This window comes from Pseudomonas sp. KBW05 (assembly GCF_003852405.1).
Classification (GTDB): domain Bacteria; phylum Pseudomonadota; class Gammaproteobacteria; order Pseudomonadales; family Pseudomonadaceae; genus Aquipseudomonas.
This window is the reverse complement of the sequence record NZ_QAJM01000011.1, coordinates 38,591-49,664: the sequence shown is the minus strand read 5'-3', so window position 1 is coordinate 49,664 and position 11,074 is coordinate 38,591. Positions and strand designations below refer to the sequence as shown.

The 11,074-nt window shown below is 62.9% G+C and carries 8 protein-coding genes; 5 read left to right on the top strand and 3 right to left on the bottom strand.

The window, feature by feature from the left end:
- Nucleotides 1-24: 24 nt before the first annotated feature.
- Entirely contained in the window at nt 25-2,175 is a 2,151-nt protein-coding gene (locus DBR46_RS11840) for a TonB-dependent siderophore receptor (RefSeq protein WP_124526345.1), read from the bottom strand.
- Nucleotides 2,176-2,369: 194 nt separating this feature from the next.
- Here DBR46_RS11840 and DBR46_RS11835 point away from each other — a divergent pair, with 194 nt between their 5' ends.
- Nucleotides 2,370-3,149, top strand: a complete 780-nt coding sequence (locus DBR46_RS11835; RefSeq protein WP_124526344.1) for an acetoin reductase — start codon at nt 2,370-2,372, stop codon at nt 3,147-3,149.
- 128 nt (nt 3,150-3,277) lie between these two features.
- On the opposite strand, the gene DBR46_RS11830 is transcribed toward DBR46_RS11835, so the two are convergent.
- Nucleotides 3,278-5,140, bottom strand: a complete 1,863-nt coding sequence (locus DBR46_RS11830) for a sigma-54-dependent Fis family transcriptional regulator (RefSeq protein WP_124526343.1) — start codon at nt 5,138-5,140, stop codon at nt 3,278-3,280.
- A 299-nt stretch (nt 5,141-5,439) separates the two neighbouring features.
- Between DBR46_RS11830 and DBR46_RS11825 the strand changes: the two genes are divergently transcribed.
- The 3 genes from DBR46_RS11825 to DBR46_RS11815 are packed head-to-tail and all read left to right on the top strand — an operon-like array spanning nt 5,440 to nt 8,563.
- Nucleotides 5,440-6,417, top strand: a complete 978-nt coding sequence (locus tag DBR46_RS11825; protein ID WP_124526342.1) for a thiamine pyrophosphate-dependent dehydrogenase E1 component subunit alpha — start codon at nt 5,440-5,442, stop codon at nt 6,415-6,417.
- A 26-nt stretch (nt 6,418-6,443) separates the two neighbouring features.
- Nucleotides 6,444-7,463, top strand: a complete 1,020-nt coding sequence (locus DBR46_RS11820; RefSeq protein ID WP_124526341.1) for an alpha-ketoacid dehydrogenase subunit beta — start codon at nt 6,444-6,446, stop codon at nt 7,461-7,463.
- Nucleotides 7,460-8,563, top strand: a complete 1,104-nt coding sequence (locus tag DBR46_RS11815; protein WP_124526340.1) for an acetoin dehydrogenase dihydrolipoyllysine-residue acetyltransferase subunit — start codon at nt 7,460-7,462, stop codon at nt 8,561-8,563. Before DBR46_RS11820 ends, DBR46_RS11815 begins: the two co-directional genes overlap by 4 nt.
- Nucleotides 8,564-8,695: 132 nt before the next feature.
- On the opposite strand, the gene DBR46_RS11810 is transcribed toward DBR46_RS11815, so the two are convergent.
- Nucleotides 8,696-9,583 (bottom strand): helix-turn-helix domain-containing protein, encoded by an 888-nt coding sequence (locus DBR46_RS11810; RefSeq protein WP_124526339.1) that lies wholly within the window; start codon nt 9,581-9,583, stop codon nt 8,696-8,698.
- A 129-nt stretch (nt 9,584-9,712) separates the two neighbouring features.
- Here DBR46_RS11810 and DBR46_RS11805 point away from each other — a divergent pair, with 129 nt between their 5' ends.
- Nucleotides 9,713-11,071 carry a glutamine synthetase family protein gene (locus DBR46_RS11805; RefSeq protein WP_124526338.1) on the top strand — a complete coding sequence of 453 codons (1,359 nt, stop codon included), beginning with the start codon at nt 9,713-9,715 and terminating at the stop codon, nt 11,069-11,071.
- Nucleotides 11,072-11,074 lie beyond the last annotated feature (3 nt).

The window sequence follows — 11,074 nt, the reverse complement described above, 5'->3', positions numbered from 1 at the left end:
AGCTCCCTCGCCACAGGTTTTGCGTCAGAAGTTGACGGAGGCACTCAGGCGCGCCGTCAGCGGCGCGCCCTGGAACAGATAGTCATCACCCATGTACTCGCCCGCGTCGCGCCAGTAGCGCTTGTCGAACAGGTTGTCGACGCTCAGGCGAAACACCGTTTCATAGCCGTCCACCTTGGTGGTGTAGCGGCTGCCCACATTCACCACCGCGTAATCCCCTACCTCAACGGTGCCGTCGCGATTGGCCGATTTCTTCGCGCTGTATTGCACACCGCCCAGCACCGCCAGGCCGTTGACCCACGGCAACGCATAGTCCGCATACACACTGGCGCGCAGCTTGGGTACGTTGATCGCCTGGTGGCCTTCGTATTGCGGGGTGCCGCTGCCGGTGACGCGTGCGCGAATGGCGGCGACGCTGGTTGCGATCTGCAAGCGTTCGGTGGCCCAGCCATTGGCTGACAGTTCCAGGCCGGTGTTCTTTTGTTCGCCTTGTTGCACGTAGTTGAACAGGCCCGTGCCGTCCGGCTTGGCGTATTGGTAGGCCTGGCGGGTCTGGAACACGGCGGCGGCGAAGCTGATGCGGCGCCAGTCGTATTTCACCCCGGCTTCGATCTGGCGGGAGGTGGTGGGGGCGAGGGTTTCGCCGTCGTTGGTGGTTGTCCACGGCGCTTCACCGCCAAGGGACAGACCCTTGCTGTAGCTGGTGTACAGCGACACGTTTTCCACGGGTTTGTAGATCAGCGACGCTTGGGGCAGGAATTGGTATTTCTGCGTGTGGCGTTCCTGATCGCCATTCTTATCGAAGGCCTTTTCATCCAGACGCACTTCGCGCCCGCCGATGATGGTTTGCCATTGCTCGTTGAAACGGATGCGGTCGGTGACGAACAGGCCATATTGGCGGCTGTCGAGGCGACGGTGCTTGTCGTTCAGCGGCACGTCGGTGGGCGTGAAGGTCGGCGCGTCGGTGTTGATATTGGAGCTGCCGATGTATTCGTTGACCGACTTGCGCTTGTCGATCACCCGGCGGAAGGCGCTGGTGCCGAAGGTCAGCTCATGGCCCAGGCCACCGGTGTCGAACAGCCCGGTCATCGCCGCCTGCACTTCGTCGTCACGGCGGGTGTCGTCGGGGCTGCGGTAGTCGTAGATGTCGTAGTCGCCCGTGGGGCCGAAGGTGGCGAGGCCGCAATCGGTCACGTAAAAGCAGCCGTAGGCAAACGAACTGTAATCGTCAATCACCACCTTGCTGCGCGCCGCACTCACGCTGCCTTTCCACTGATCACTGAAACGGTACTCAAACTTGCCGTTGAGGTTCAGCGAATCAATGCCCACTTGCTTGGACCCACTCTGGTGCCCCAGCAGTTTCTTCGGCGAAGCGTCGTGGGGCACTTCGGTGCCGCCCAGTAGCTGATAACCCGGCACCGAGCGCTGTTGCTTGTCCTGGTATTCGGCGTCCAGTTGCAGCACGGCGTCGGGGCTGATGTTCCAGTCGAAGGCCAGGGACAGGAAATCGCGCTGGCCATTGGCGTGTTCGACGTAGGAATTCAAATCTTCATGGGCGACGTTGGCGCGCAGGCCGAACTGTTTTTCGCTGCCAAACCAACCGCCGACGTCGGTGGCGATATAACCGCTGCCGCGATCATCGGTAGACACCGTCACCGAACGCACCTCTTCCGGGCGCTTGGTCACGTAGTTGATCACGCCGCTGGGCTCGGAAATCCCGCTCTGCAAGCCGGCGAGGCCCTTGAGCACTTCCACCTGTTGCTTGTTTTCCAGGGCGACGTTCTGCTCGCCGGTGATGGTGCGCCCGTTGATCTTGTAGCTGCTCGCCGCATTCAGCGAGAACCCGCGCACCACGAAGTTTTCGTAGTAGCCAATGGGCGCGTAGCTGTCGCCCACCGAGGCATCGTTGCGCAGCAGTTCGCTGAGCAGGCGCGCTTGCTGGTCCTTGATCCGCACGGCATTGAGCACGGTGATCGAGGCGGGGGTGTCCAGCAGCGGGGCTTCATCGAAGCCACCCACCGACGCGGTTTGGCTGCTCAGGCCGGACTCATCCTGGCCTTGGACGTTCACCGCCGGCAGTTCCAGCTCAGCCGCAAAGCTGTTGCCAAGACTGCCGCTCAGCAGCAGGCCGAGGGCGAAACGTGAGGTGACAACGGGACGAAAACGCAAAACCATGGGGGCAGGGCCTTAAAGCGCAGGGCGGGGGGCGCATAAGCTAGGCATAAGTGCGTGGTTTTACAAGGTTTCGAGAATGATTCGCGGCTTGAGACGCCCCGTCTCAGCCCTCACGCCAATCCCGTTGCGCCTCGACAGCGCTGGCATGGACCTGCGATAGACAAGGCTTCCCTCATCGATTGCAGGAGAGTGTCATGGCTATTGCTGGAAAAGTTGCGCTGGTCACCGGCGCCGGGCAGGGCATCGGCCGGGCCATTGCCTTGCGCCTGGCACAGGACGGTGCCGACATCGCCCTGGTGGACATCAATGGCGCCAAGCTCGAAGCCGTGGCCGCCGAAGTGGTCGGCCTGGGCCGCAAGGCGGCGGTATTTGTCGCTGATGTATCCAAGCTGGAGCAAGTGGTGGCCGCCGTTGAACATGCACACCAGACACTTGGCGGCTTTGACATCATCGTCAACAACGCCGGGGTGGCGCAGATCGATTCGCTGCTGGACGTGAGCCCGGAGCAAGTCGAACGCACCTTGGGCATCAACGTGCAGGGCGTGCTGTGGGGTATCCAGGCTGCCGGCAAGAAATTCAAGGCGCTCAAGCAAAAGGGCAAGATCATCAATGCCTGCTCCATCGCCGGCCATGAAGGGTTTGCGCTGCTCGGCGTGTACTCGGCCACCAAGTTTGCCGTGCGCGCATTGACCCAGGCGGCGGCCAAGGAATTGGCGAGCGCGGGGATCACGGTGAATGCGTACTGCCCGGGTGTGGTGGGCACGGATATGTGGGTCGAAATCGACAAGCGCATGGCTGAGATTACCGGCGCCGAGATTGGCGCGACGTACAAGAAGTACGTGGATGGCATAGCGTTGGGCCGCGCGGAGACGCCGGAGGATGTGGCGGGGTTGGTCTCGTTCCTGGCGGGGCCGGATGCGGATTACATGACCGGCCAAGCGCCGCTGATCGATGGTGGCCTGGTCTACCGCTAAACCTCAAGATATGCTCGATCTAGTGTGGGAGCTGGCTTGCCTGCGATAGCGGTGGGTCAGCTTGCCCATTTGGTTCTGATACACCGCTATCGCAGGCAAGCCAGCTCCCACATTTTGATCCCATTGTGTCAGGTGGTTTTGTTGGGCATGTCGATGCCTAGTTGGTTGACCCTGCGGTAGAGGGTTGCCCGTGAAATCCCCAATGCCTGCGCGGTCGGCAAAGGCTTCCAGCGATGGCGAATCAAAGCATCCAGGACTCTCTGCCTTTCGGGGCTCACGCTCTCTTCAACCAACGCTTCAATCTGCTCCCCACGCACTTCCACCGGCAAATCCGCCACTTGCACCGTGCCGCCCTCACACACCGCACAGGCATACGCCAAAACATGCCGCAGTTGCCGTACATTCCCCGGCCAGGCGTAGCCCAGCAGCAACTCCAGCGCTGCCTGGCCGATGCCCACTGAAACGCCACTGTTACGTGCTTCCTGCTCCAGCAAGCGGTTGATCAGCGCCAGCTTGTCCGTGCGCTCGCGCAACGGCGGCAGGCAGAAGCGTGCGCAGCCGAGGCGAAAGTACAGATCTTCGCGAAAGCGGCCTTCACCCACCAATACCGCCAAGTCGCGGTGGCTGGCGCAGATCACCTGGATATCCACCGCGCGGGTCTTTGCCGCGCCCAGCGGGGCCACTTCGCCCTCGGCCATCACCCGCAGCAGGCGCGTCTGCAAGGCCAGCGGCATGTCGCCGATTTCATCAAGGAACAAGGTGCCGCCATCGGCCTGCACCAGCAGCCCCGGCATGCCTTTGCTGGACGCACCGGTAAAGGCCCCGGCGACATAGCCGAACAGCTCGCTTTCAATCAGGTTCTCGGGGATCGCCGCGCAGTTCACTGCCACAAACGGCCCGGTGCGACGGGCGCTGCGCTCATGCAGTTGGCGGGCGAAGACTTCCTTGCCGGCGCCGGTTTCGCCCTGCACCAGCACCGGCAGGTTGCGGTCCTTGACCCTTACGGCCAGGCGCAGATGTTCTTCCACCCGCGCATCAACCTGAGGGGCCAGCGCGGTGCGTGCCGGTGTGCGGCGGGGCGCGTTTACGCGTGCGTGCAGGGCGCCAGGCTGCCCCAGCCAGTGCAATTGCTGGGCGGATTGATCGGTCACTGCGCGCAACGCGTCGAGGTCGAACACCTCGCCGATATGTGCCGGCACCTGGCCAAAGCGCAGGCGCAGGGCCTGGCGCGCCTTGCTGTTCAAGGCATGCAGGCGGCCGTCGCGGTCCCAGGCCAGCAGCAGGTCGGGTTGGCTGTCGACAAAACCCGGCGTGCTGTGGGCCTGCAACACCCAGCGCTCGCGGGCGCTGTGCATGAAGAAGGCGTTTTCGATGGCTTCGGCACTTTGCGCCACTAGCTGGCGTACCAAGTGCTGGCTGCGTCGGTCATCCGGGGATTTCAGCGCAGAGGCGTCCATCACCCCGAGCAGGTTGCCCTGGGGATCGAAGATCGGCGCCGCGGAGCAGGTCAGGCCGATGAACGCGGCGCGAAAGTGGTCGCGCTTGTGCACGGTCACGGCGGCTTTGCTGGTGAGCACTGTGGCCACGCCGCAGGTGCCTTCTTCGGCTTCCGACCAGCAGGTGCCGAGGTACAGGCCGGCCTTGCGGCAGTCGGTGCGTATCGCCGTGTCCACGCGGTGGTCGATGGTCTGTCCCTGGGCGTCGGTGAGCATCACGCAGTAGTCGGCCTGGCGCACACGGTGGTGCAGTTGGCCGACGGCCTCGCCGGCGATGCGCATGAACAGTTCGGCGCGCTCGCGGCATTCCTTGAGCAAGGGTTCGCTGAGGATGCGTGGCCCCTGCAAGGAACCGGGGTCGAGGTGGTGTTGCTCCATGGAACGCCGCCACGAATCGAAAATCAGCGACGGCACCGGCGCCTGGGGCAGGCGGTCGGCATTGCGGACCACACGACTGACGCAGTCGACGTGTTCCCTGGAGTTCGCGGCGAGCATAAGGCCTCCGGTTCTCGATCTTTGTTGTTATGCCCGCCATTAAGCGCGCATGGGTCGCGTGGGACAAGTGTGGCCTGACCAACTGCCCGGGTTGAGACGCCGCGTCTCATCGCGCCTGAGACGCGGCCTGCGCGGTGCAATCAACCGTCTCATTCTGCGGTGCTGTGCCGCACCACTACAACTGCTCTGGATCAAGGCTTTGCAAGGTTTTTCCGGGCCTTGGCACAGGCTGTGCTGAAGGCCCTGTAGCTGAACACGATCAGCCTTTTGTGTGTCGAGACAACCTGGAGAACAACAAGATGTCCACTCACCTGTCCACCGATCAATTGCTGCATGCCTACACCGTGATGCGCACCATCCGTGATTTCGAAGAACGCCTGCACGTGGAGTTCGCCACCGGCGAGATCCCCGGCTTCGTGCACCTGTATGCCGGCCAGGAAGCCAGCGCCGCCGGGGTCATGGCCCACCTCAACGATGACGATTGCATCGCCTCCAACCACCGTGGCCACGGCCATTGCATCGCCAAGGGCGTGGATGTGTTCGGCATGATGGCCGAGATCTACGGCAAGAAGACCGGCGTGTGCGGCGGCAAGGGCGGCTCCATGCACATTGCCGACCAGGAGAAGGGCATGCTCGGTGCCAACGGCATCGTCGGTGCCGGCGCACCGCTGGCGGCCGGCGCGGCGCTGGCATCGAAACTCAAGGGCAGCCAGGGCGTGGCCGTGGCATTTTTTGGCGATGGTGGCTCCAACGAGGGCGCGGTGTTTGAAGCGATGAACCTGGCCGCGATCATGAAGTTGCCGTGCCTGTTCGTCGCCGAAAACAACGGCTATGCCGAGGCCACCGGCTCCGGCTGGTCGGTGGCGTGCAAGGACATCGCCGAGCGTGCCGTGGGCTTTGGCATGCCGGGGGTGATCGTCGATGGCAATGACTTCTTCGCCGTGCACGCCGCCCTCGGCGTTGCCGTCGAGCGTGCGCGCACAGGCCAGGGGCCGACGTTGGTGGAAGTGAAATTGAGCCGCTTCTACGGCCACTTCGAAGGCGATGCGCAAACCTATCGTGGCCCCGATGAAGTGAAAAACCTGCGGGAAAGCGCCGACTGCCTGGCACTGTTCCGCCAGCGTTGCAGCGCCGAGGGCTGGCTGGACGCGGCGCAATTCGAGCGCATCGACAGCGAAGTCGCGCAGTTGATCGAAGACGCCGTGCGCCGCGCCAAGTCCGATCCCAAGCCGCAAGCCGCCGACCTGCTCAGTGATGTCTACGTCGCCTATCCCTAATAAAAACAACATTTGGAGAGAATCTTATGGCTCGCAAAATCAGCTACCAGCAGGCGATCAACGAAGCCCTGGCCCAGGAAATGCGCCGTGACCAGAGCGTGTTCATCATCGGTCAGGACGTCAGTGGCGGCACCGGCGCTCCCGGTGAACAAGACGCCTGGGGCGGTGTGCTTGGCGTGACCAAGGGTCTGTACCCGCAGTTCCCCGACCGCGTGCTGGACGCGCCGTTGTCCGAGGTCGGCTACGTCGGCATGGCCGTCGGCGCCGCCACCCGGGGCATGCGCCCGGTGTGTGAATTGATGTTCGTCGACTTTATCGGCTGCTGCCTCGACCAACTGCTCAACCAGGCGGCGAAGTTCCGCTACATGTTCGGCGGCAAGACCACCACGCCACTGGTGATCCGCGCCATGTACGGCGCCGGCCTGCGCGCGGCGGCCCAGCATTCGCAGATGCTCACCTCGATGTGGACGCATATTCCCGGCCTCAAGGTGGTATGCCCAGCCACGCCGTATGACGCCAAGGGCATGCTGATCCAGGCGATCCGCGACAACGATCCGGTGATCTTCCTTGAGCACAAGATGCTCTACAGCCTGCAAGGCGAGGTGCCGGAAGAGCTGTACACCGTGCCGTTCGGCGAAGCCAACTTTGTGCGCGAAGGCCAGGACGTGACCCTGGTGACCTACGGGCGCATGGTGCATATCGCCCTGGAAGCCGCAGCCAACCTGGCGCGCCAGGGCATCGACTGCGAAGTGCTGGACCTGCGCACCACCAGCCCGCTGGACGTCGACAGCATCCTTGAAAGCGTGGAGAAAACCGGGCGGCTGGTGGTGATCGACGAGTCCAACCCACGTTGTTCCATTGCCACCGATATCAGCGCGCTGGTTGCCCAGCAGGCGTTTTCCTCTCTGCGCGCGCCCATCGAAATGGTCACCGCGCCGCACACGCCGGTGCCGTTCTCCGATGCGCTGGAAGACCTGTACATCCCCAACGCCGCGAAGATCGAGGCCGCCGTGCTGAAGATCGCCGACAAGAGGAACGCCGCATGATCCATACCCTGACCATGCCCAAATGGGGGCTGTCGATGACCGAAGGGCGCATCGATATCTGGCTCAAGCAACCCGGCGACCGGGTGGAGAAGGGCGAGGAAGTGCTGGATGTGGAGACCGACAAGATTTCCAGCAGTGTGGAGGCGCCATTCAGTGGCGTGCTGCGCCGCGTCTTGGCGCTGAGCGATGAGACCTTGCCGGTGGGCGCGTTGTTGGGGATTGTTGTTGAGGGCGAGGCCACGGAAGCTGAGATTGACGCGGTGATCGACAGCTTTAATGCCGGGTTTGTTGCCAGTGCGGCCGAAGCCGAAGCGTCGGGGCCGAGTGCGCAGAAAGTTGAGATCGGCGGGCGTCTGCTGCGTTATCTCGACCTCGGCGAGGGCGGCACGCCGCTGGTGCTGGTGCATGGCTTTGGCGGCGACTTGAACAATTGGCTGTTCAACCAACCGGCGCTGGCCGCCGAGCGGCGGGTGATCGCTCTGGATCTGCCGGGGCATGGCGAGTCGGGCAAGCAGCTGCACAGCGGGGATGCTGGCGAGCTGAGTCAGGCCGTGTTGGGCCTGCTCGATCATCTCCAGTTGGACCGCGTGCACCTGGCGGGGCATTCCATGGGCGGCCTGGTTTCATTGACCGTTGCCGACCAGGCCCCCGCGCGCGTCGCCTCGCTGACCCTGATCGCCAGCGCCGGTCTCGGCGCGGATATCAACGGCGATTACCTACAAGGGTTTGCCGAGGCCAGCAACCGCAACGGCCTCAAGCCGCAACTGACGCAACTGTTCAGCGATCCCGCATTGGTGACGCGGCAGATGCTGGAGGACATGCTCAAGTTCAAGCGGTTGGAGGGGGTGGATCAGGCGTTGCGTCAGCTGAACAGCGTGTTGTTTGACGGCGGGCAGCAGAAGATGGACTTGCGTCATGTGGTCGGTCGCCAGCCGAGCCTGGTGATCTGGGGCAGTGATGATGCAATCATCCCGGTGCGGCATGCGCAGGGGCTGGAGGCGCAGGTGGAAGTGCTGCCGGGGCAGGGGCATATGGTGCAGTTGGAAGCGGCAGAACAGGTTAACCAACTGATGGCGACTTTCCTCAAATCCCAAGCCTGACCAAGATCCAAAGGTAGGACGCGATCAACTGTGGGAGCGGGCTTGCTCGCGAAAGCGGTGTATCAGGCACAGATATTTTGGCTGACCCACCGCATTCGCGAGCAAGCCCGCTCCCACATTTTTAACCGAGTTCTAACAGTGACGTTTCAGGGTTTCACTGGGCAGCTCTTTGAACAACGCCCGATAACTGTTCGAAAACCGCCCCAAGTGCCAAAACGACCAGTTCATCGCCACCTCAGCCACGGTGGTATCGCCGCCGCTCAACAACTCCCGCCGCGCCCCGTTCAACCGGCGCAGTCTCAACCACTGCGCCGGGCTTATCCCGGTGTAGGTCTTGAAGCCTTGCTGCAACTGGCGCAACGGCACGCCGGCAATCTGCGCCAGTTGCAGTAGGTTGACGGTCTCGTCCGGTGCATCCGCCGCCCATTCGCCGATGCGTGCCATCAAGCGGCGTTCTTCACTGCGTTTTTGCAACGAGCTGCGGTCCAGGCCCACGCAGGCGTTGTCGAGGATAAACAGGCAGTCGTCGAGCAGTTGCTGGGTGAGGCTGACGGGGTCGATCACGGTGGGCAGGCGCGTCAGCGTCCCACTGAGCCAGCGGGTGAACAGGGCATTTTGCTGACCGCTCAGCGGGGCCATGAACAGGCCTTCCAACTTCGCGACATCCAGGCCATGGCGCTGCACGAACTGCGGGCCGAACACCACGGCCACTTCGCGGTAGTTTTCCGGGGTGATCCAGGTGTTGCGGCTTTCGCCGTTGAGCATGTACAGCGCGTTATCGCTGCCGTCGAAACAGAACGCCAATGACCCCGGCGGCGCGTTGAAATGCTGCTCCACCCGCGTGTTCATGCACTCTTCGTACACTTCCACGCCTTGCAGGTCGAGGTAGCGGATCTGCCCGGCAAAATGCCCCGGGGACATCTGCTGGTACTGCTGCACCCAACCGGGTGTGGCACTGCATTGGGCGGCTACATCACCGGTGGTGAAGGCCTGTACACGAGAGGCGGTTGCCTGGGTCATGGGAGATCCGTGCGCACTCTATTGGTGCGCTGTGGTTCGTGCAAAGTGGATAGATGCGGTTCGAAGGCCGGCCCAAGATAGACCTCAATGCGCCGGCAATACAAGCCGGGTAACCCTGCCGAGGTCCTTATGAACGCCCCTTTCGATCAGCTGTCCGCCTGGCTGAAAGAACACAAGATTACCGAAGTCGAATGCGTGATCAGTGACTTGACTGGCATCGCACGCGGCAAGATTGCGCCCACCAACAAGTTCCTGCATGAGCGAGGCATGCGCCTGCCGGAAAGTGTGCTGCTGCAAACGGTGACCGGGGATTTTGTCGACGACGACATCTACTACGACCTGCTGGACCCGGCCGATATCGACATGGTCTGCCGCCCGGTGTCCAACGCCACGTATGTGGTGCCGTGGGCCATCGAGCCCACCGCGATTGTGATCCACGACACCTTCGACAAGCAGGGCAACCCCATCGAGCTGTCGCCGCGCAACGTGCTGAAGAAGGTCCTCCAGCTTTACACCGACCAAGGTTGGCAGCCGATTGTCGCGCCGGAAATGGAGTTCTACCTGACCCAGCGCTGCGAAGACCCGGACCTGCCGCTGAAAACCCCGGTGGGCCGCTCCGGTCGTGCCGAAACCGGGCGCCAGTCGTTCTCCATCGACGCCGCCAACGAATTCGACCCGCTGTTCGAAGACGTCTATGACTGGTGCGAAGCCCAGGGCCTGGACCTTGATACGCTGATCCACGAAGACGGCCCGGCGCAGATGGAAATCAACTTCCGCCACGGCGATGCCCTCGACCTGGCCGACCAGATCACCGTGTTCAAGCGTACCCTGCGCGAAGCGGCGCTCAAGCACAACGTCGCGGCGACCTTTATGGCCAAGCCGGTGGCCGATGAGCCCGGCAGTGCGATGCACCTGCACCAGAGCGTGGTGGACATCGCCACCGGCAAACCGGTGTTTGTCGACGCCGACGGCAAGATGAGCGAGCTGTTCCTCCAGCATATCGGCGGCCTGCAAAAGTACATCCCCAAACTGCTGCCGATGTTCGCCCCCAACGTCAACTCGTTCCGCCGCTTCCTGCCGGACACTTCGGCACCGGTCAATGTGGAGTGGGGCGAAGAAAACCGCACCGTCGGCCTGCGCGTGCCCACCTCCAGCCCGGATGCGATGCGCGTGGAAAACCGCCTGCCCGGCGCCGATGCCAATCCCTACCTGGCAATTGCCGCTAGTCTGCTGTGTGGCTACCTGGGGATGATCGAGAAGATCGAGCCGAGTGCGCCGGTGGAGGGCCGCGCCTATGAACGCCGCAACCTGCGCCTGCCGATCACCATCGAGGACGCCCTGGCGCGCATGGAGGAATGCGCCACGGTCAGGCACTACCTGGGCGACAAGTTTGTGCGTGGCTACGTCGCGGTCAAGCGCGCCGAGCATGAGAATTTCAAGCGGGTGATCAGTTCCTGGGAGCGTGAGTTCCTGCTGTTGAGCGTCTAAAAA

Excerpts from the sequence above, each read along its gene's own strand:
- DBR46_RS11840 (WP_124526345.1), bottom strand. The coding sequence starts at position 2,175 with ATGGTTTTGCGTTTTCGTCCCGTTGTCACCTCACGTTTCGCCCTCGGC.
- DBR46_RS11835 (WP_124526344.1), top strand. The coding sequence starts at position 2,370 with ATGGCTATTGCTGGAAAAGTTGCGCTGGTCACCGGCGCCGGGCAGGGC.
- DBR46_RS11830 (WP_124526343.1), bottom strand. The coding sequence starts at position 5,140 with ATGCTCGCCGCGAACTCCAGGGAACACGTCGACTGCGTCAGTCGTGTG.
- DBR46_RS11825 (WP_124526342.1), top strand. The coding sequence starts at position 5,440 with ATGTCCACTCACCTGTCCACCGATCAATTGCTGCATGCCTACACCGTG.
- DBR46_RS11820 (WP_124526341.1), top strand. The coding sequence starts at position 6,444 with ATGGCTCGCAAAATCAGCTACCAGCAGGCGATCAACGAAGCCCTGGCC.
- DBR46_RS11815 (WP_124526340.1), top strand. The coding sequence starts at position 7,460 with ATGATCCATACCCTGACCATGCCCAAATGGGGGCTGTCGATGACCGAA.
- DBR46_RS11810 (WP_124526339.1), bottom strand. The coding sequence starts at position 9,583 with ATGACCCAGGCAACCGCCTCTCGTGTACAGGCCTTCACCACCGGTGAT.
- DBR46_RS11805 (WP_124526338.1), top strand. The coding sequence starts at position 9,713 with ATGAACGCCCCTTTCGATCAGCTGTCCGCCTGGCTGAAAGAACACAAG.